This window comes from Paenibacillus psychroresistens (assembly GCF_009728935.1).
GTDB classification, from domain to species: Bacteria; Bacillota; Bacilli; order Paenibacillales; family NBRC-103111; genus Paenibacillus_AC; species Paenibacillus_AC psychroresistens.
Genome location: NZ_CP034235.1, coordinates 1,624,734 through 1,645,000, shown reverse-complemented (window position 1 = coordinate 1,645,000; position 20,267 = coordinate 1,624,734). Strand labels below are relative to the sequence as shown.

The window sequence follows — 20,267 nt, the reverse complement described above, 5'->3', positions numbered from 1 at the left end:
AAAAATCCTTTTTTATTAGCGGAAAGCACGTCAATCGCTTTTTTCGTCATATCAGGCAATGAAACGATAGGGTTATAAATATCCCCTTCACCTTCTGGTTTTTGCTGGAACATTTCTTCATTTGCAAATAGTCCGAGAAGCTTGCCGCCTTTAGCATTCATCATTTCCGTTTTGCTCTTCACATAGCTATAGCCATATTGTTTGGCTTTAGTTATTAGATTTCCTTGAGTTCCTTTGCTTTTCTCAGTTGGATCTTCAGCTGGTTCATCCTTAAGTGCTCCTGCATCGCCTGCTGGATACCAGAAATCCTCACCACCACCGAGGATAACGTCGATTTTGCTTTTAGTCAAATATTGCAGAGCAATTTCGCTTTGAGCAGATCGGTTTTCTACATGTGAACCGAATGCAGCGCCTGTAGCGTCAGTAACTTGGCTCGTAGTAACCACACCTGTTGCTTTCCCAGCATCTTTTGCATATTCCATAATTGTTTTCACCGATTTTTTGTTGGCATCCATTCCAATTGCGCCATTATAAGTCTTTACTCCACTTGCAAATGCCGTAGCGGCAGCAGCTGAATCCGTTACATTAATCGTTGAGCTAGTGTGGATTAAACCAGCATAAGGCATATCTTCCATGGCCAATTTCCCAGTTAAGCCAACAGTTGCAAGTCTAATAGCATCACGATGTGCCAGTCCCATTCCATCGCCGACAAAAAGAATTACGTTTTTAGTTTGTTGAGGAGCGGCTTCTGCTTGAGTTGGTACTTGTGTGGATATCAGGGTGGTGATAACCAGGGCTGTTGCTGCTGTGCCAATCATTGTGTTTTTCAATGCTTTTGTTTTGAATAACTTCATATCATAATTACCTCCTAGATTTGTTATCTCTCTTACATTATAAATAACGATTATTAAGCGAATGTTTTTTTGATATGAATAAACTGTAAATATGAAATCGCTGAAAATGGTCTCAGTGGTACACAAAGAAACCGAGATCACATGACCTCGGCTTCTTTCTATTTTAGAATTTGATTTACATTCCTTCGTTTACGAAAACCTGAATACGAGCTTTAATACTATCACGCACTTCGCGAAATTTGTCCATAATTTCTTCTTCAGTCCCTGTTGCTTTAGCTGGATCATCAAATCCCCAATGCCATTTAATCACATTTTTATTGGAAATAACCGGACAATGCTCATCTGCATGGCCACAAAGTGTAATGACATAGGTGGCTTTATTTAGCAGCTCGGGGTCAATGGTTTTAGAAGAATTTTGACTAATATCCAATCCAGCTTCCTGCATGACTTTTACAGCTCGCGGATTTAGACCATGTGCTTCAAGTCCTGCACTTTTCACTTCATATTGCTCCGAACCCAGCTCATTCAGAAAACCATCTGCCATTTGACTCCTGCAAGAATTACCCGTACATAAAAAATAAACCAATTTCTTTTCCATTTTGTTCAATCTCCTTATCTAAGTTTAGAATAATAAAAGCCATAAATATAAGCCCAAAAGCGTAATGAACAAGGTTGGGATCGTTAAGATTACACCTACTTTTAAATAATAGCCCCAAGTAATACGCACGCCTTTTTTGGAAAGCACATGCAGCCAGAGTAATGTAGCCAATGATCCGATCGGTGTAATTTTGGGACCTAGATCGCTTCCGATTATATTGGCATAGATTAAACCTTCACGGATGATACCCGAGCTGGATGTTCCTTTTATTGCTAAAGAATCAATTAAAACAGTCGGCATATTATTCATTATTGAAGATAGGAAGGCTGCTAAAAAGCCCATTCCCATTGTTGCCGCCAGCAAGCCGTGTTTAGCAAATGATTCAATAATATCACCCAAAGCATCGGTTAAGCCGGCATTTTTCAAGCCATAAACGACTAGATACATGCCGATTGAGAAAACGACAACAGTCCAAGGCGCATCCTTAATTACTTTTTTGGTATGAATGGCTTTACTTAGGGCTGCAGCAATAACAAAGAAAATAGCAGCAAAACCGGCGATTGCACTCACAGGTATAACAAGTAATTCACTAAGCGCATACCCCAGCAGCAGAGTAATTAGAATAAACCAAGATAGCTTGAACAATCCCTGATGCTTTATCGCTTCATGAGGCTTTTTCAACATTTTCGAATCATAATTTTCGGGAATATCCTTTCTAAAAAAGAGATACAGAACCGTAATACTTGCTAGGAGTGAGAACAGATTGGGGACAATCATCTTAACGGCGTACTCAATAAAGCCAATATCAAAATAATCTGCTGAGACAATATTTACTAAATTGCTGATCACAAAAGGTATCGAGGTTGTGTCCGCAATAAATCCGCTTGCCATAATAAACGGAAGAATCATTTTATCAGAGAGCTTTAAAGCTCGTACCTGGGCTAAAACAATTGGCGTGAGAATAAGCGCAGCACCATCATTAGCGAAAAGTGCCGACACACCCGCTCCTAGCAAAATAGAAAATATAAACAGTCTTTTTCCGTTCCCACCAGCTAGCCGGGCCATATGTAAGGCCGACCATTCAAAGAAACCAATTTCATCCAGAATAATGGAGATAAGAATAAGAGCAATGAAAGTTAACGTTGCATTCCAAACTATATCCGTAACTGTGCCGATATCCGCAAATGATACTACTCCGAAAGCTAATGCAAGAATAGCTCCACCTGTTGCTGACCATCCGATGCTTAAACCTTTGGGCTGCCAAATAACAAAGACGATTGTAACAAAGAAGATTAAAATTGCCGTGTAAACCATACTTTCCCCCAGCTCATTTCATTAAAATTAAGTTAACATTCAATAATTTTATTTTTCAGCATTTGATCCACTAAATGTTTTTGGGATGGGACCTGCTGCAACGAAGCTAACACATTGGGTTTTTCTAAATTAATCGAGTAGTACACCCATTGTCCGCGTTTTTGTTCATTGACCATCCCGCCACTTTTGAGCTTGCGTAAATGCTGACTAACATTGGGCTGTGTCATTTCCATGATGTCGACAATATCGCAGACGCATAATTCCTTCTCCCTTAGCAAGGCCATAATAGTGAGCCTTGTTTTATCAGCTAGTAATTTATACATTTCTGAAATCTGATCAATGGTTTCCAATAATAACCCTCCTTTCATAACCACATAATTATATAATCAACTGCTTATGTTTGTATAGTAGAAAGATTGTAAATGCTCAAAATAACATTATAATGGTTTTAAGGTAACTAGGAGGAGACTTCACGTGGATCAATCTGAATTTATCATCAACCAAATAACTAAAAGTGCTGGACGAAAATCACTATATCATTTCACAAGAGCTCGTAATTTAAAGGGCATTTCGACTCTTGATACCTTATACTCGGCTAATCGGATTGATCCTATGTCATCTGTGCAACGTCGAACGGACCGCAGAGTGATTGAATTAAATGGTCATTTATTCACAATAAATGCTCATTTGCGAATTGCAAATTCCCTTATAGATTCAAGCACCACTCAACTGGAATTTCGCGAGTATTTGGATCAGCATGTTTTCTTATGGCCAACTCTGCGGGATGTTCAAGCGATGATTAATACTTACTCAAGGAGAGAACCGGAGGAAAGCTTCGTCATTCTGAAATTTGACGCTAGCTCTTTGCTGCTCAATAACTTTAACTCCATAAAACTATCTAAATATGACTCAGGCAGCTCGCCCAGATACCCCAATAACTGCTCCTATAAAAAAAGCCCCAAGATGTTTTTACCCTTGGAGGCTTTTGGGATCATTGACGATAGCTTAATACCAACTAAGCCCTCAGAAATTAAAGAGGTGCTTGCGAGTGATCAATTAACTAATTTAACCCAATACCTGCAGGCAGTTTATTGCGAGCACGAAAAAGATGTTCCAGAACGCTGGAAAGCATTCTGGGAACCTCATGAATCCGCAAATAACTAAAGCCCCGTCAGCACTTCAAATGCAGACTGGGCTTGCTACTTCATTTCATATTCTCACTTTACTCTAATCTGAGATTACGCACCATCTTATAATTTCCAGGTTCCGCTCGAAATCCGATCAGATCACGATTTATTCGCAGCATGGGGACATTCATTGAATCATTGTTTGTTCTCAAATACGGGACTCCGCACGCGCGGGCCGTTTGCACACCGAGCATTTTTAATGCTAACGCAATATGTCGTCCGCGGTATTCAAGAAGCACGCCGGTATATTCATGATACATCGCCTCTGTTTGATCGTTCTGCTGCAACGTGACAACGCCGATGTAGCGATCGCCGTCCTTGGCGATATGGATCAATTCCGGGCGTACACCGTGTTGCTCAATGCTCCATTTCTTCCACTCTTCAAACCAGGGAAAGGTGCCGGAATATCCCGGAATGTCGGGATGCGTAGTTTTATACAGCTCATACAGCTTTCTCTCACTCGCTTCCCCTGGTTCCTCCGCCATTGTGACGAAACGGATTCCGGCTTGTTTTGCCTCGTTAATTGAATTATATAGTTCACCACCATCAAAAGATTCCAAGTCCAAGACAGATTCGAATATGTGGCGTTCCTTTACATAACCTCGACGCCCAGCAAAAGCTACTGACCGCACATCAGTTTCCCTAATGGAGTCGATCAGACACGAGGCTTTGACATCTACAGCCCATTGATGAAGCTCCGCGTATAAGGCTCTCCCGACTCCGTTTCCACGGATTTCTGGGTTAACGACAATGGTATGGTTCAATGCTCCGGTCTCTGTCCATGACGCTCTCCAAGCAATCGCGTAGGCAACGACCTGTCCATGCTCATCTTCCGCGACCCATTGTGGACGATCCCATCCTATCAGTGCGCCATCTTCATTGTAATTCAGCACGCCTGGAGGGATTTTGTCTTCGACTTCCTTCAGCTGTTCAGCCGTTGTTGGCTCTGACCAGATCATATTCACCAGCAAAGAAACTGCTTCAAAATCATCCGGCTGCCGTAATTTTCTAATAACATAATTTGGCACTTTTCTACCTCCACCCTACACATGTAAACTCTCGTAGATAGTATCTCATACCTAGTAGTTCAATTCATGGGAAACTTTGGATATAGAAATAGATTCTGATCGAAGCTTTTTAGATGAGGATACAACCTTTGCTCCCCTTAACCCCGGGTTAAGCGGAACTTATCACCTGCTGCTGTATTCCACTCTACCTCTTTACCTGAAAGAAACTTCTCTTCTCCATTGCCAGCAACCAATTTAGCTCCCGAATCCCACGGAAGGTAAAGCTTGCATACTGCACCAGATAAGCTTTCGAGCTCTAACCACTGCACTTCACCTTGTTCGATTCTCGCACTGACTAGAAAGCCGCCTACTGCCAGAAGCGTTGTAAACTCAGCTGCATACTGCTCTGTCCAGTTAGGAAACAACCGAATGACACCATTATAGCTTTGCATTAAACATTCATTAATAACAGCTGGCAGCGAGAAATTCTCGAACCAGATTCCCATTGTGTTCATCCAATCAAATTGCATTTGATCTCCATATCGTCCACCTGACAACAAGATTCGATCCGCGCAAGTACCGTTAGGCAGCATGCAATATTCAATTTGGCGCTTAAAGCGTTCTAAATCCAGTAAGCCAAGCCGAGCTCCCGCCATGTTATGGAAGACGAGATCATTACCGCCTTCATTGCGATGGTTATGAAAGGAATTAGCTGCGATTGCGAACTCCTCTGGGCTCGAATGGATTCCATGGTCTTCCCCTGGAAAAATCGTCGCAACCGAATTGGGTACATTATAAATGGTCTCTGGGCTTTCACCAGGAACGGAGATGAATACCGAACCTATTTGCGATTCCGCTGTCGGATATGCTGGGAAATGCTCTAATACTTCCGCCACTTCATATAACAATTCACTTTCAACCTCAACCTTTTGTAAAACGCTGCATGCCTGAACAAACGCTTTAAAAATGAACTTTATCAACGTTAAATCAAGCAAGCAGTCATAGTTCATTTTGAATCCAGGTGTAAGCTCATATAGTTCCGGTACTACGGTTGGAAACACATGGTATTTATCATCACCCCACTGCCCCCCGTGAGCTTCAGGTCTTTTCATATAATCCACGAGAAATAAGACTGCTTGCTTAATCGGTTCAAAAGCTCGCTGCTCGAGAAATTGCTGATCCATTGTATAGATATAATGCCACCATAAGCTTTGCACTGTCCAAGGTGTCTCACAAATTTCCCAGCCCCATTCCGGTACAGGCCAAGGCATTGTCGTCATTTCCGTCGGATAAGCAGAATGCGGAAAATAAGCGCCGCGCAATCCGTAATATTCCTCGGCCCATTGCTTGCTAATCGGCAGCATGTGGTCAACTAAATCGACATAGGGGAGATGCTTATCAACATGATTGCTAGAAAAGGCCAACCAAAAAGGCTGCTGCGTATTATAGTTCAGATGGTAATCGCCGTGCCACATCGAGCCTATTTTGCCAAAGCTCCAGTTTCCATATAATCCCGGACAAGTAACGCCAGGCTTAATCGCACAATTATAAAAATATAAGTTCCAATACCATATTTGTTCTAAATAAGTATCCTCTAGCTGAACTCCAGAACGCTCCCAGTAAGCTCTCCAATTTGCAGAAACCTCAGCTGCTGCCGCTTCAAAAGCCTGATTATTCAGTACTAGCAACTCAGCCGCCTCACATGGAATTCCTGAAGCTAAACCTTCATCCAATTGAACATAAGCAACAAATGCATCGGTCGAAACCAGCTTTGCCTCCAAGGGATAATAACGATCCTGCACCTGCTGCTTCATTACTGGGACAGTTACATCCTTACGAAACATCGCGGCGTTCGTTTTCACCGTAAGTCGAAAAGCCTTATCTTTCGAATGACCTAAAGCTTTATTTTTAGGAAAAAGCTCATAGGGAAGCACCTGACGAAATGAAAGAGAACCATCCTCATAATTTGTATAAGGCTCATAAGCTGGAATATCTTGCGGTGTCTCAGGGTCTGGAAATAGTCGCACACGATCAAATGGAAAAGCAATCGCTTCACCTAGTTCATTGAGTGTCCGTAACCAAACTGCATCTTTCTCTGATTCCACAAAAATTTGCAAGCTTACCTTCTTATTTTCATATAGAAAATAAACCTCACATAACCCCGTTGCGATATCAATCCGATGTCCTAAAACTTCAACCTTCCGTCGATCAAAAGCCAGCAGCAAAGAGCCGCAGGGCATCGGTCGCGGACAATCGTAATTCACATAATCCTCTCGTGCCATATGAATATATTCGTTATACCAAGAGTCCTCATATAAGGTATCGTAGGTTTCAGGTATGTCCTTAATCTTATCGAAAATTTCTTGGAATGTGCCGATCTTGGCTTTATTCTGCTCTGAAACACGAATATCCCAGACATTATTATGTCCAAAATAAAGCACGATCCCATCGGGTCGAGTCGTTACAACTACCCCTAAACCACCGTTGCCTAACAGCCCGCCTTCAAAAAAATTCGGTGCAGGCTTAGAAAATATTAGCGGATGTTTTGCTGCTTGTTCTAGTGAATTCATGCTGGCTCAGCCCTTTCCTAACCCATAAAATGCTATCGCAGTTCCACCTAATACAGCATCTATTTCTGCTAGTGAACGTCCTTCAAGTGCTTTGTTCGTCTCTACCCAAACCTTTGTGTAATCGCCAGCTAAATTCGCTACCGGCCAGTCACTGCCGAACATCAGTCTATCTGCACCAAAAACTTCAAACGCATAGTCGATATAAGGTTTAATGTCGTCAGCCGACCAGCTATCCCAATCAGCAGCCGTATTCAGTCCTGATAATTTAGCATATACGTTTGGATAAGCAGCCGCTTCCTTAAGCAAACTCGCCCAAGGCTCCATGGCTTTATCTTTGATTGGCGGCTTAGCTAAGTGATCAATTACTATTTTTAAATTCGGAATTTTCTCTGCTAGAGTGGCTACATGCTGTAAATGCTCAGGCAAAACAGCCACGACATCAAAGGTTAAGCCCAATGAGGCTAACTGCTTCAAACCTGCTATGACCTCATCTTGAATCACCCAGTTTGGGTCTTTTTCCTCGTGGATCAAATGGCGAACCCCTTTGAAAAGGGGGTTCTGTGTATATTGTTCTAGCTTTATTGCAGCTTCCTCTGGTTTATTCAACGGCACCCAGCCAACTACACCGGCTACCCAATCATATTGAGCCGCTGTCTCCAGCATATAATCGGTGTCCTCGTAAGAGCCCATCGCTTGAACAATCACTGTTTTATCAATGCCGTTTGCTTGGAGTAACGGTTCCAGCTCCGCTGCCTCAATCGTGCGGTAAATGGGACCATACGCTGGAACCAACCAAGGGTACGCTACCTTTTCTAAATTCCAGAAGTGCTGATGCGCATCTATTCTCATGATTTAATCACCTTTTTTCTCGATTTGATCTTGCCATTGCTCCGGATTGCGATACTTCACTGTCTGCAGGTGCTCACAATACAATGCGAGCTCGCCGTCATTTTTATAAACCTCATAGCTGACTTTGACTAAACCCATTTCTTTATACTTCGGTCGCTTTTCCATCTGGGTGCGCACGGTATAAATCGTATCGCCGATAAACACGGGCTTGATAAAACGCAGCCGATCATAGCCATAGCTAAAAGTATGTATATTATTGTGAGCCATTAAACCTAGGCCTACACTAAACACAAACGCTCCAGCAACTAATCTGCGGCCAAAAACTCCCTCTTCTTTGGCAAAAATTTCGTCTGCCACATAGGGATGCATATCCATTACCAATGCGTTAAACTGCATGCTCTCTCCCTCAGATAAAGTGCGGCGCATGGACCGGATTTTCTGGCCAACCTCAAATTCCTCATACATCCAATCCTCTGTGTTAAAAAGCGGCAGCTCTTGGTGCGGACGGGTGATCTTTGCTTGTTCATTAGTCATTTCAGCAGCTCCTTTATTGGATTTCTGTAAGCCAAACAGGTCGGTTTTCTTCGATCGAGCGAATGGCAGCAAACAAAGTTTGCAGGGTGAATAGATTATCCTGAACACTATGCTCGGGCTCGCAGCCTTCTTCCAAGGCAATCATCAATTCGCCCATGGTACCGAGGAAAGCATCTGGAAACCAACGGCCTTCCAGCTGCGGATTAAACCAAATTTCAGGGTCAAATTCTTTTGAGAAAAAACTTAAAGTGTCTTCCCGGCCAACCGGATAATTGTATAAGGCTCCATTTGTGCCCTTAATAATCCCTTTAGTCCCTTCAAACCGATAGGTAGCCGACCAATCTTCCTGTCCAGCAATGTGATTATGATTATCCTGAATAAAGCCTCTTAGCGCGTTTCCAGGGAATTTCAGATGAATAAGGGTTCGCATATCTCCTTTGCACACTTGGCCAGGAAATTGCGCACTATCCGCGTAAACATACTCGGGAGTACCCAGCAAGGAACGAATGGCATCGATATAATGAATACTGTGGTACATAAGCTCTGGATGATCAATTAAAGTTATCCATGGCCATTGCGCCCAATCCGTATTGACGTTTACTTGAATCGAAGCTTGAGTAATCTCGCCAAGCCAGCCTCTTTGCATGATCGTGCGACTCGCTCGAATACCAGGTGCCCAACGCAATTGTTGATTTACAGCTCCCTTTACTCCAGCAGCTTCGCAGGCTTTGACAATTCTTAGCGCATCCGCGTAGGTTTCCCCTAGCGGTTTTTGACAAAGCACATGCTTGCCTTTGGCCGCTGCACGCTCAACAATTTCGGGTTGGAATTTGCTTGGAACGGCAATATCCACTATCGCGATTTCAGGATGATCCAAAAGCTCGGCTAATGTAGAGAAAACGTGATCGAGCTTGAATTCTTTTGCCGCTTTTTCAGCTTGGCTCCGATCAATATCATATATTCCAACCACACGAAGCTTGCCCATTCGATAAGCAGGCAAATGACAGGCTTGCACAATAGCCCCAGCTCCGACAATGCCGATGCCTACATGCTTATTCTTAGGAACCTTAGGCTTATAATCCAAATCCAGCTTAACACTAGGCTTGATTTCCATAGTCATTAACTATCCTCCTGCTTTTTCTTGACTAATAACAAGTGAGCACATGCCAACACGACTTGATCCAGTTGATTAATCACTTCCACCTGCTCCGTAACCAATCCAAGGGATGGATTCTTAGGGTATTCCTGTTTATCGGCAATGGTCACACGAACACGAATCGTATCTCCGATAAACACGGGCTTCACGAAGCGAAGCCGGTCATAGCCGTAAGAGAATGCCTCGGGATTCATTACCCCGGCGGTCATGCCAATCCCAACACTGAATATCAAAGTCCCATGTGCAATACGTTGGCCAAAATCCTGCGTTTTACACCATTCAGCATCCATATGATGCGGAAAAAAATCCCCTGTTTGGCCCGCGTGCATCACAATATCCGTTTCGGTGATTGTGCGGCCAAGCGTTAAACGAACCTTACCTGTCTCATAATCCTCATAATATATCGATTGTATCATCGCATTAACCTCCAGCTCTAACTTTTAACCTAAGCCCACAATTTCTTCTAAAATGGCTGCATTATGCTCACCGATTCGCGGCGAGCCTTTTGTTGAGGTAAAAAGCTGGCCATCCATGCGAATCGGGCAACGTGTTGTCATTAAGCTGGCTCCATTGCTGCGGGTTACTTGTTGTGTCATTTGTAATGTAGTGAAGCCCTCATGCCCCATCAATCGGCTCCAAGTTAAAACATCGGCGCACCAATAATCGGCAGGCTCGAGAGCTGATAGCCATTGTTCAGTCGTCGCTGTTTGCAAATGCTCCACAAGGATTTGTTTGATCTCATCACGTTTGGTGGACCACTCTTTCGAATCTGTATACGTGGTTAGCTCTGGGCAAGCCAGCAACTCCCCGAGCTTTATTACAGAGCCCATTGCTAGAGCAAGGTAACCATTTTGTGTCTGATAAATCCCGTACGGAGCGCCTAAATAGGCATGGGCATTATGGACACTGCTGCGTTCGGGAAGCTGTTTGCCATCATTTAAATACGTGCTCAGCACCTCGAATTGAAAATCCAGCGTTGCTTCTAATAAGCTGGCTTGCACTAAAGCCCCTTCTCCGGTGATTCCTCTGCGGACCAAGCAAGCAAGTATGCCTTGAGCAAGCTGTGCTCCTGCCATCATGTCCGCAACTGCTAATCCAAAAGGCATCGGCGGCTGATCCGCATCGCCATTAAGCCATGCCAATCCTGAAAAGGATTGCACCAGTAAATCCTGCCCAGGCTTGTCTCGCCAAGGCCCTTCATCTCCATAACCGCTAATTTCACCATATATGATCTGAGGGTTGATGATTTTAACCTGCTCATAGTCCAAACCTAAACGCTCCATTACACCCGGTCGAAAATTCCCCATCATCACATCCGCTTTACGGATCAGCTTCTTAATGAGCTCGAGCTCCTCGGGATTCTTCAAGTCCACAGCGAAGCTTTCTTTATTTCGATTTATCGAATGGAAAAGAGTGCTGTCCCCATCCAGCTCTTGATTAGATATATATAAAGTCCGACAAATATCGCCAGTTCCGCTTCTTTCAATCTTAATGACTCTTGCACCCATATCGGCTAAACGCAGACTAGCTGAGGGTCCAGAGAGAAACTGGCTAAAATCCAGTACTAGCAAATCTTCAAGAGGTTTAAGTGAATTTATTTCGGTCATGATGCGTGTTCTCCTCTATCCATTAACTTTAACCAACTTAAATTCCTGCTCGAGTTCCGCATTATTTTCGCCAAGACTTGGTGCCCATTTAGTGGAATGGGGTCTAATTCCGTTGATTCGTAGTGGACAACGTGTTGTCAGCAAGCTCTCGCTTCCCGGTCTTGTTATTTCATGCACCATCTCTAAAGCTTGAAAACCTTCATGAGCTAATAGCTTCTCCCAAGTGAATACATCGGCGCACCAATAGTCTGCTGGCTCCAGTACATTTAGCCAATGTTGTGTAGTTTGCGTTTGAAGATGCTCCACTAATAACCGTTTGATCGCATCACGCTCTAGAAACCAGGATTTTGGATCGCCATAAGCCGCTAAAGCTGGGCAGCTCAATAATTCGCCTAATCGGATGACAGATCCCATAGCAAGTGCGAGATAACCATCTTGGGTTTCGTATATTCCATAAGGTGCACCTAGATAGGCATGGGCGTTATTGATCGAGCTTCTTTCAGGAGCTTGCCCACCATCATTCAGATAAGTGGTTAAGACTTCAAATTGGAAATCCAATAAAGATTCCAGCAAGCTTACTTCAACCAATCCGCCAATACCTGTGCGTCCGCGACGTACTAGACAGGCAAGAATTCCTTGCACCAAATGTGCGCCCGTAAACATATCTGCAGCTGCTAATGCAAAAGGTACTGGTGGCTGATCCGCATTTCCATTGAGATAAGCCAGCCCAGATAAAGACTGAACCAATAAATCCTGACCGGGCTTATTCTTCCACGGCCCTTCTTTCCCATATCCAGAGATGCTGCCGTAAACGATTTTCGGATTGATCTGCTTAACCTGCTCATAGCCCAAACCAAGCTTATCCATCGTCCCCGGTCGAAAATTCTCAATCATCACATCCGCTTGTTCGATCAATTTAATAACTTTGGTAAGATCTGCAAGGTCCTTGAGGTTAGCTGCATAGCTTTCCTTATTGCGATTAATCGTATGAAATAAAACACTATCCCCGTCGGATATTAAGTTATGCAAAGATAGCTGGCGACAGGAATCGCCTGTATCGGGCCGTTCAATCTTGATCACTCGCGCCCCTAGATCAGCAAGCCGCAGCGCAGCGGATGGACCCGAAAGAAATTGGCTGAAATCGAGCACGATAAGACCTTCTAATGGATTCATGACTATTTCTCCTTCAAGGACTCGCGGTAAAGCGTATCCAAATTAGCAATAATTTCCTTAGCACTGCCACCATACCGAATATAATCTCGCACAATATCCCCTGCATGATCTTGAAAATGAAAGTAGCCGCTATATCGCGGGCGCATATACGCTCGGTCCAGTGCGGGCAGCGTATTACTATAATAATTGCTCGTTTGTCGGTTTACTTCCTCATCCAACCAGGCCTCGCGATGTCCGGGCTGTCCGCCACTTTCATAGTAAAGCGTTTTTTGAATGTCTGAACTTGTAGTGAACATGGCATAGTCCAATGCTGTATCCAGTTGATCACAGTGGGTAGAAATCGCTAACCCGGTTCCGCCTAAAGTAGATTGCAGCTTGCCATACTCACCAATAGATACCATATCCGTTGAAAGCAGCAAATTTTTCGCATAGCCCCGTCTTGAGTAGTTGGAATACCCGTAGGCAAACGGACAATAATAAATATCCTCACGAGTCGACATGGCTTCATAAACTTTAATCGGATTCCAATCCAACATTTCTTCCGTGCAAAAGCTGGTTAATTCACGAAGCTGCTCCAACACTTTTTGCCCCATTTCAAAGCTGATGAAGTTTTCGCTATTTCCAAAAGGCTCTTCTCCCTGCGTTACGCAAAGCATATAAAATTGCATCAAAGTATCAATCGGAATGCCAGCAAATGCGACTTTCTTTTGCTTCGCAAGTGAGAGCAAATCCTCCCATGTTTCAGGTATTGCCACGTCTGCTTTAGCAAATAAATCTGGTCGGTAGGTAGCGATTGGTGTTGCCGCATCTATGGCTAATGCCGTTTGAAGCCCAGCGAAGTTATAGCTCATATGGGATTGTCCGACCGAATTCGCTGCCTGATTTTCCATAAATGCTTGCGGTAATTTCTGTTCGAGAGGTACCAGAATATTCTTATCAGCGGCAAAGCCCGCCCAAGGATGATCAATAATCAACAAATCGTATTTCTCTGCGAGTTCTTGAATCGGGTAATCTGCAAAATGCTGCAAGGATCTTTTGTCCCAAGTAATTTCTACGTCTTGGTGCAGTTCCATATAACGCTGAGAGGTGGCTACTACTGAAACATAACCCCTTGTGTGATTCCATGTGATGCCACGAAGCTTTTTTATCATGTCTATTTGACGCCCCTTTTGTGGTAGTACCAGAGTACCGTAAATCAACCATATCACATGTGATTGTGCATTTCAACGATTTTATGTATAGTAGGCTCAACAAGATTATTAACGGGGGCTAGGGAATGTTGGAATTAAAAGCAGTCAAAAAAATCACAGTAACCGAGCAGATCATGGAGCAAATTGGCGGCTTGATTACCTCCGGCCAGCTTCCTCCTGGCGAGCAGCTGCCAAACGAAAGAGACCTGGCAGAGAAATTCCAGGTCACTCGCGGACGCGTTCGAGAAGCTCTGCGCGCTTTATCTTTAGTTGGTCTTATTACAATCAAGGCCGGAGAAGGCAGCTTTGTAAACGAGAAAATGATGCCTCTTGCTTCGGAAACAATCATTTGGATGTACCATAGTGAGTTACATAACCTAGATGAAGTATATGCCGCACGCCAGCTCATCGAATCTGAAGTTTATCTAACAGCTGCCTCCCATGCTACCGAGGAAGAAAAAGCACATTTGCGCGAACTTCTATTAGCGATAAGCGCAGCCAAAGACACTCATAATCCATCTGCATTTCTGGATTTATTGGATATCTTTGACCTCTATATGGGGGATATTTCTCGCAATGGTATTTACGCTAAGCTCATGCAAACCATCGTTCATTTACGACGCGAAACCAGTCTTAAGCTCTTGAATGTACCTGGTGCTATCGAGAATAGCGTTGAAATGCGTTCATCCTTGCTGAAATCATTTGATTCCAACGATCTTAGAATTGTCAAAGAAGCTTTAAAAGCTTTTTTCAAAAATTCCAAGCATTTTTATGATAATATCATTCGGAGAACGTAGGACGAATAACAATTTTCAATGTGGTTTCTTTCTCATTTTGGTATAAATTTATGGCTTCACCGATTTGTTCTAGCTCCATAATATGAGAAATTATCTTGTCACCTGGAATGATTCCCGCTTTGAGGAATTCCAATGCCTGTGGCAAATAGATGCCTGGACTGGCATAACTGGATCGCAGCTGCAGCTTGCGCACATGAAAATCATTGGCATCAAAAGCAACCGTCGTATCCCCTACTCCAAAGCCAATATAAGAAATGATTCCACCAAAATCCAACAACTGCAGCGCTTCTGGCAATTTTTGAACAGGTGCTGTCGTTAATACACGATCGAATTTTCCATGCAATTCTATTCTCTCGCTTAAAGACCCATCTACTTTGACTACATTGGCGCCAAGCTGTGATGCAATTTCGAGCCGTTTCTCATTATGCGAACGACCGATACAAACCACTTCAATCGCTCCACTGCGCAATGCAAGCGGGATTGCCATCAATCCAATTGGCCCTGGTCCAATAATGCAAACTTTGGATCCTAGCTTAATATCTGCGGTTAGCACCATATCCATTGATACACCAGCTGGCTCTGCCAAACATGCCAACTCAGGTGAGAGGCCTTCATAAGGAACCACGCAGGCTGCCGGGACAATCATATGATCACTAAAGCCTAGCGCAGCTCCTCCCCAGAAATGAGGTGCTTTTCGGCAAAGCTCCACCCTCCCATTCCGACAAAGCTCACAACGACCACAAAACCCAGATGTCTCTAAAACAACCTTTTGCCCTATAGTTAATTGCTCGCAGCCTGAGCCTACTTGTTCAATTACACCTGCAACCTCATGCCCAAAGGCTTGCCAATCCTTCGCTTTTTCCTCCAGTGCAAACAAGTCCGAGCCACAAATGCCGCAGGCTTCAACGCGAATCAATACTTCTCCATGTGGTGGAATCTCCGGTAATTCTAGAGTCCTTAGCTCACACTGCCAAGGTGCTTTGATATATGCGCTAGTTACTTTCATTTCATTCGCTCCTCTTTGCTAACGTAAATACTAATAGCATATAGGATCTAAAAGAGAAATCCAACGAAGGTTTTTAAGATTATTTATCATAAAACTCAGAATATGGATCAAGCCTATTCAGAAAAGGGAACAATCTTAGCTAGACGAAAAAAAGAAGACCAGAGTTTCCTCCAGTCTTCCTTCTTAATGCTTACCCCTCTAAAAGCAATGATTCCGGATCCTCCAGCAATTCTTTCACCGTCACCAAAAAGCGAACTGCCTCACTGCCATCGACAATGCGATGGTCGTAAGAAAGTGCGATATACATCATAGGTCGCACTTCCACTTTAACGTCATCTACGGCGATTGGACGTTTTTGAATCGTATGCATGCCAAGAATTCCTACCTGCGGAGCGTTTAAGATCGGTGTCGAGAATAACGAGCCAAACACTCCACCATTTGTAATGGTAAATGTTCCACCTTGCAAATCGGCAAGGGCAAGAGAGTTTGCGCGAGCTTTACCTGCAAGATCACCGATTTGCCTTTCAATTTCGGCAAAATTCAATCGGTCAACCCCACGTACTACCGGCACAACAAGACCTTCTTTGGCAGAAACCGCTATCCCGATATCATAGTACTGTTTCAGCACAATCTCTTCTTTATCTATTTCCGCGTTTAGCATTGGGAAAGCCTTAAGCGCGCCAACTACAGCCTTAACAAAAAACGACATAAAGCCGAGACCAACCTCATGTTTTTCTAAAAATGCATGTTTGCGGCGTTTACGAATATCCAGAATTGCGGTCATATCAACCTCGTTAAAAGTAGTTAGCATCGCGGCCGTCCGCTGAGCTTCCACTAATCGCTTAGCGATCGTGATTCGCCGTCTTGACATGCGTTGTCGTTCAACAGGTCTGGTCGGATCGACATCAACAACAGGAATCACTGTTTCCGTAGGTGTGCTCATGCTTTTACTCACAGTTGGACTTTCATTACTTTCTGTACCTTTAGAACTTTCGGCACTTTGATTCGCGTTACTTAAATCCGTCCCATTTTCACGCGCAAGCTTCCGCATAGAAGGAGATGCCTTTTCAAGATTCAGTTCCGATTTCGCTGCTTGAGTTCCTACAGATTTCGTTTGAACCGCAGCTTCACTCTTCTCGATAGATTCACTTTTTATTGGAGCTTGGCTTTCAGCTTTTTCTACTTCTGGCTTTTCGCTTGCAGCTGTTTGACCTTGCTCAGGTAACTGCGCTTCCCCCGCAATTATAGCCCCAACAATGTCACCAACATGTACCGTTTCGCCTGCTTGAATAAGTATTTTTTCTAGAATCCCATCCGCTTGCGCATTTATCTCTAAATTAACTTTATCCGTTTCCAGCTCAAGCAGTACATCGCCTATCTTCACTGCTTCACCCGCCTTTTTCATCCAAGCGGAAATCGTTGCTTCTGTTATGGATTCACTAAGCTCAGGTATTATAATTTCCATGCAGCTATGACCTCCTTTTATTTTTGAGTTTTGTTAGGCTGTTTTTTTGTAGGCTTCAATGCAGTCTCAATCATTTGGGCTTGCTCATATTTATGGATGTTCTGATAACCGCTCGCCGTACTTGCTCTTCCCGGTCGACCGATATAATGTACGGTTATTCCGTTCGTTGCCAGCATGCGCATGCGTGGCTCTATATAAGTCCACGCCCCCATATTCTGCGGCTCTTCCTGCAGCCATACGAGCTCCTTGAGATTATGATAACGCTCGATGATCTGCTGCAATTCGATTTCAGGCAATGGATATAGTCGCTCCACACGTACCACATGCAGCCAGCTGTAAGTGTCTTTCAACGTTACCGCTGCCTCTAAATCAATCGCAATTTTACCTGTACACAGAACTAATCGTTCCACTAGCTCCACCTGTCCGCCTAAACCCTTTTGTTCCAAGATCGGCTCGAAGGTGCCTTCTGTTAGTGCTGCTCCAGGCGAGGCAACTTGCTGGTTGCGAATCAAACTTTTTGGCGCCATAAGAATCAATGGACGAGCTTGCTCGCTCCCCGTAAGTGCTGCCTGCAAACGAAGCAAATGAAAATATTGCGCAGAGCTTGTTAAATTCGCAACCGTCCAATTGCCCTCGGCCGAGGATTGCAGGAATCGTTCCAATCTTGCACTGGAATGCTCGGGTCCTTGTCCTTCATAGCCATGAGGCAGCAGTAGCACTAAACTAGATTTCTGTGCCCATTTGGCCTGGCCTGCTGCAATAAACTGATCAATTATAACCTGGGCACAGTTTACAAAGTCACCATATTGAGCTTCCCAGATGACAAGCGTATTTGGACTAAATACGTTATACCCATATTCAAAACCTAGTACAGCTGCCTCCGATAAAGGGCTGTTATAAATCGCAAACGATGCAGAAGATCTTGGTATGGCATGCAAGGGGCAGAATTTTTCCCCTGTCGCCGGATCATGGAGCACTAAATTGCGATGGGCAAATGTGCCTCGCTCTGAATCCTGGCCTGTCATCCGAATCGGGATTCCGTCTGCCAGAATGGATGCGAAAGCCAATGTTTCTGCTAGGGCCCAATCCACTTTCCCGTCTTCCTCAAGTGCATTTGCACGACGCTCTAGGATTTTTTGCAGCTTAGGGTAAATATGAAACCCCTGTGGAACATCTAATAAATGATTGTTGATTTCTTTTAACTGCCCCAAAGGAACTGCCGTTTGAGTGACTGTTTCCTTATTGAAGCCGCCGCCTTTGCCTGGTGAGCTGTCATTATCTTGACTATTTAGTACTTTAACCTGCTCATAAGCGCCTTCCATTTCCTGTAAAACCGCTTGTTTCATTTCATCCGCCTGGCCTTTTTTAATAATCCCCTCGCTCGTAAGCTTTTTTGCGTAGAGTGCACTTACTGTTGGATGAGCATGAATTTTACTGTACATAAGAGGTTGGGTTGTATCAGGATCATCGGATTCATTGTGGCCATAACGACGGTAGCCCACCAAATCAATCAGAAAATCCTTGTGAAAGCGAAGCCGGTATTCGGTAGCAAGCTGAACGGCAGCAATACACGCCTCGGGGTCATCCGCATTGATGTGCACAATGGGAATTTCAAAGCCTTTGGCTAAATCACTGGCATAATGAGTAGAACGGGCATCTATGCTATCCGTCGTAAAACCGAGTCGATTATTGGTAATAATATGTAAGGTTCCACCACTGCGGTAACCTGCCAAATTGTTGTAATTCAATGTTTCCGATACAACGCCTTCGCCTGGAAATGCTGCATCTCCATGAATGAGCACAGCTACAGCCTTGGCCAAATCCTGAATGGGGAAGCCTGGTTTCGATCGATCCTCCTGCGCAGCTCTTGTAAAGCCTTCTACTACAGGATTAACGAATTCGAGATGGCTCGGATTATTCGCAAGAGTTAGCTTGGCTTGCACGGTTTCTCCCTCTTGCACAACTCGATAAGCGCCCAAATGATATTTTACATCTCCGGTCCACCCATGGTTAATGCCTACAGAACCTTCAGATGGAATCAGCTCCTTGTCGGGAGAATGATGGAATTCAGCGAATATCGCACTATAGGGCTTGCCAAAAACATGTGTCAGCACGTTAAGCCGTCCCCGATGAGCCATGCCCATGAGAACATCTCTAGCACCACCATGAATAAGCCGATTTACCATTTCATCCAGAATGGGCACAAGCATATCTACACCTTCAATCGAAAATCTTTTCTGACCCACATAGGTGCGGTGTAAAAAATGCTCGAATTGCTCCACCTGCAGCAGTCTTTTAAGCAACTCGATCCGTGCTTCTGTAGATAGTGGAGCCGACAATTGAGGAGATTCCACCCGTTGATTGAGCCACTCACGCTCTTCTTCATCATGAACATGACTAAATTCGTAAGAGAATGCTGAGGTGTAGATTTGCAGCAGCTTTTGAATGGCTTCCCAGCCAGTTGTTATTTCTTTCGGAGCATTTTCCCAAATCAAGCTAGCTGGAATTACTGACAAATTAGCTTCATTAAGCTTATAGGTTTCAGGATTAAGGTTCCTAGTATCCGACTTATTTCTCAAACCTAATGGGTCCGTATTCGCTGCAAGATGGCCATAAGTTCGTATATTCCAAATTAACTTATTAGCCGCAACTACATTTTTAAGCATATTAAAATCCACGGATGAATTTACTGTCTCCGCAGGAATAGGCTTAGGCTCTGACTCGGTTGGCGGCTCCCCCGCTTGTTCAAAAAGCTTGCGAAACGCAGGCTCTACCGATTCGGGATTAATTAAATACTGTTCATATTGCTCCTGCACATACCCTAAATTCGGTCCCAAATAAGCAGCCCAAGGATTAGCCTTTAAATCTTCATTAACCATCGGTTCACCCCTACTCTTTCATAAATCCTTGCATAAATAACTATTACCCAAAACGCGGCTTACTATAACATACTCCAGAAG

Annotated in this window: 18 protein-coding genes (1 of these 18 only partly in view); 2 read left to right on the top strand and 16 right to left on the bottom strand. The window is 43.9% G+C overall.

The window, feature by feature from the left end; all coding sequences use genetic code 11:
- The 4 genes from EHS13_RS07440 to EHS13_RS07425 all read right to left on the bottom strand — a co-directional run.
- A protein-coding gene (locus EHS13_RS07440; protein WP_155699732.1) for an alkaline phosphatase crosses the window boundary here: on the bottom strand, positions 1 to 854 show its 5' portion. 418 nt of this gene lie to the left of the window's left edge; 854 of the gene's 1,272 nt are visible here — the first part of the coding sequence; the start codon lies at positions 852 to 854; its stop codon lies beyond the left edge, outside the window.
- A 175-nt stretch (positions 855 to 1,029) separates the two neighbouring features.
- Positions 1,030 to 1,452, bottom strand: a complete 423-nt coding sequence (arsC, locus tag EHS13_RS07435) for an arsenate reductase (thioredoxin) (protein ID WP_155699731.1) — start codon at positions 1,450 to 1,452, stop codon at positions 1,030 to 1,032.
- A 24-nt stretch (positions 1,453 to 1,476) separates the two neighbouring features.
- Positions 1,477 to 2,766 carry an arsenic transporter gene (locus EHS13_RS07430; RefSeq protein ID WP_155699730.1) on the bottom strand — a complete coding sequence of 430 codons (1,290 nt, stop codon included), beginning with the start codon at positions 2,764 to 2,766 and terminating at the stop codon, positions 1,477 to 1,479.
- A 32-nt stretch (positions 2,767 to 2,798) separates the two neighbouring features.
- Positions 2,799 to 3,116: an ArsR/SmtB family transcription factor gene (locus EHS13_RS07425; RefSeq protein WP_319633421.1), complete on the bottom strand. Its 318-nt coding sequence runs from the start codon at positions 3,114 to 3,116 to the stop codon at positions 2,799 to 2,801.
- Between the two features lie 124 nt (positions 3,117 to 3,240).
- Between EHS13_RS07425 and EHS13_RS07420 the strand changes: the two genes are divergently transcribed.
- On the top strand, positions 3,241 to 3,930 hold the full coding sequence (locus EHS13_RS07420) for a DUF7002 family protein (RefSeq protein ID WP_155699728.1): 690 nt from the start codon (positions 3,241 to 3,243) through the stop codon (positions 3,928 to 3,930).
- A 58-nt stretch (positions 3,931 to 3,988) separates the two neighbouring features.
- Here EHS13_RS07420 and EHS13_RS07415 read toward each other — a convergent pair whose 3' ends face one another.
- The 9 genes from EHS13_RS07415 to EHS13_RS07375 all read right to left on the bottom strand — a co-directional run bounded on the left by EHS13_RS07415 (position 3,989) and on the right by EHS13_RS07375 (position 14,000).
- A complete protein-coding gene (locus tag EHS13_RS07415) occupies positions 3,989 to 4,981 on the bottom strand; it encodes a GNAT family N-acetyltransferase (protein ID WP_155699727.1) in 993 nt (330 codons plus the stop codon).
- 137 nt (positions 4,982 to 5,118) lie between these two features.
- A complete protein-coding gene (locus EHS13_RS07410) occupies positions 5,119 to 7,530 on the bottom strand; it encodes a glycosyl hydrolase family 95 catalytic domain-containing protein (RefSeq protein ID WP_155699726.1) in 2,412 nt (803 codons plus the stop codon).
- Between the two features lie 6 nt (positions 7,531 to 7,536).
- Positions 7,537 to 8,379, bottom strand: a complete 843-nt coding sequence (locus EHS13_RS07405) for an amidohydrolase family protein (RefSeq protein ID WP_155699725.1) — start codon at positions 8,377 to 8,379, stop codon at positions 7,537 to 7,539.
- A 3-nt stretch (positions 8,380 to 8,382) separates the two neighbouring features.
- On the bottom strand, positions 8,383 to 8,913 hold the full coding sequence (locus tag EHS13_RS07400; RefSeq protein WP_155699724.1) for a MaoC family dehydratase: 531 nt from the start codon (positions 8,911 to 8,913) through the stop codon (positions 8,383 to 8,385).
- Between the two features lie 13 nt (positions 8,914 to 8,926).
- Complete coding sequence (locus EHS13_RS07395; RefSeq protein ID WP_227013828.1) at positions 8,927 to 10,033, bottom strand: Gfo/Idh/MocA family protein; 1,107 nt, start codon at positions 10,031 to 10,033, stop codon at positions 8,927 to 8,929.
- Complete coding sequence (locus tag EHS13_RS07390; protein ID WP_155699723.1) at positions 10,033 to 10,485, bottom strand: MaoC/PaaZ C-terminal domain-containing protein; 453 nt, start codon at positions 10,483 to 10,485, stop codon at positions 10,033 to 10,035. Before EHS13_RS07390 ends, EHS13_RS07395 begins: the two co-directional genes overlap by 1 nt.
- 24 nt (positions 10,486 to 10,509) lie before the next feature.
- Positions 10,510 to 11,676, bottom strand: coding sequence for a CaiB/BaiF CoA transferase family protein (locus EHS13_RS07385; RefSeq protein ID WP_155699722.1), 1,167 nt, complete (start codon positions 11,674 to 11,676; stop codon positions 10,510 to 10,512).
- Between the two features lie 15 nt (positions 11,677 to 11,691).
- Complete coding sequence (locus EHS13_RS07380; protein WP_155699721.1) at positions 11,692 to 12,849, bottom strand: CaiB/BaiF CoA transferase family protein; 1,158 nt, start codon at positions 12,847 to 12,849, stop codon at positions 11,692 to 11,694.
- Between the two features lie 2 nt (positions 12,850 to 12,851).
- Entirely contained in the window at positions 12,852 to 14,000 is a 1,149-nt protein-coding gene (locus tag EHS13_RS07375) for an extracellular solute-binding protein (protein ID WP_155699720.1), read from the bottom strand.
- A 125-nt stretch (positions 14,001 to 14,125) separates the two neighbouring features.
- Between EHS13_RS07375 and EHS13_RS07370 the strand changes: the two genes are divergently transcribed.
- Positions 14,126 to 14,836, top strand: coding sequence for a FadR/GntR family transcriptional regulator (locus EHS13_RS07370; protein WP_155699719.1), 711 nt, complete (start codon positions 14,126 to 14,128; stop codon positions 14,834 to 14,836).
- Here EHS13_RS07370 and EHS13_RS07365 read toward each other — a convergent pair.
- From EHS13_RS07365 to EHS13_RS07355, 3 genes are all read right to left on the bottom strand, one after another.
- On the bottom strand, positions 14,820 to 15,842 hold the full coding sequence (locus EHS13_RS07365; RefSeq protein ID WP_155699718.1) for a zinc-dependent alcohol dehydrogenase: 1,023 nt from the start codon (positions 15,840 to 15,842) through the stop codon (positions 14,820 to 14,822). The genes EHS13_RS07370 and EHS13_RS07365 overlap by 17 nt on opposite strands.
- Before the next feature lie 190 nt (positions 15,843 to 16,032).
- A complete protein-coding gene (odhB, locus tag EHS13_RS07360) occupies positions 16,033 to 17,307 on the bottom strand; it encodes a 2-oxoglutarate dehydrogenase complex dihydrolipoyllysine-residue succinyltransferase (RefSeq protein WP_155699717.1) in 1,275 nt (424 codons plus the stop codon).
- A gap of 17 nt (positions 17,308 to 17,324) precedes the next feature.
- Complete coding sequence (locus EHS13_RS07355) at positions 17,325 to 20,186, bottom strand: 2-oxoglutarate dehydrogenase E1 component (protein ID WP_155699716.1); 2,862 nt, start codon at positions 20,184 to 20,186, stop codon at positions 17,325 to 17,327.
- Positions 20,187 to 20,267 lie beyond the last annotated feature (81 nt).

Excerpts from the sequence above, each read along its gene's own strand:
- EHS13_RS07355 (WP_155699716.1), bottom strand. The coding sequence starts at position 20,186 with ATGGTTAATGAAGATTTAAAGGCTAATCCTTGGGCTGCTTATTTGGGA.
- arsC (WP_155699731.1), bottom strand. The coding sequence starts at position 1,452 with ATGGAAAAGAAATTGGTTTATTTTTTATGTACGGGTAATTCTTGCAGG.
- EHS13_RS07395 (WP_227013828.1), bottom strand. The coding sequence starts at position 10,033 with ATGACTATGGAAATCAAGCCTAGTGTTAAGCTGGATTTGGATTATAAG.
- EHS13_RS07365 (WP_155699718.1), bottom strand. The coding sequence starts at position 15,842 with ATGAAAGTAACTAGCGCATATATCAAAGCACCTTGGCAGTGTGAGCTA.
- odhB (WP_155699717.1), bottom strand. The coding sequence starts at position 17,307 with ATGGAAATTATAATACCTGAGCTTAGTGAATCCATAACAGAAGCAACG.
- EHS13_RS07410 (WP_155699726.1), bottom strand. The coding sequence starts at position 7,530 with ATGAATTCACTAGAACAAGCAGCAAAACATCCGCTAATATTTTCTAAG.
- EHS13_RS07375 (WP_155699720.1), bottom strand. The coding sequence starts at position 14,000 with ATGATAAAAAAGCTTCGTGGCATCACATGGAATCACACAAGGGGTTAT.
- EHS13_RS07400 (WP_155699724.1), bottom strand. The coding sequence starts at position 8,913 with ATGACTAATGAACAAGCAAAGATCACCCGTCCGCACCAAGAGCTGCCG.
- EHS13_RS07405 (WP_155699725.1), bottom strand. The coding sequence starts at position 8,379 with ATGAGAATAGATGCGCATCAGCACTTCTGGAATTTAGAAAAGGTAGCG.
- EHS13_RS07430 (WP_155699730.1), bottom strand. The coding sequence starts at position 2,766 with ATGGTTTACACGGCAATTTTAATCTTCTTTGTTACAATCGTCTTTGTT.
- EHS13_RS07380 (WP_155699721.1), bottom strand. The coding sequence starts at position 12,849 with ATGAATCCATTAGAAGGTCTTATCGTGCTCGATTTCAGCCAATTTCTT.
- EHS13_RS07370 (WP_155699719.1), top strand. The coding sequence starts at position 14,126 with ATGTTGGAATTAAAAGCAGTCAAAAAAATCACAGTAACCGAGCAGATC.
- EHS13_RS07390 (WP_155699723.1), bottom strand. The coding sequence starts at position 10,485 with ATGATACAATCGATATATTATGAGGATTATGAGACAGGTAAGGTTCGT.
- EHS13_RS07385 (WP_155699722.1), bottom strand. The coding sequence starts at position 11,676 with ATGACCGAAATAAATTCACTTAAACCTCTTGAAGATTTGCTAGTACTG.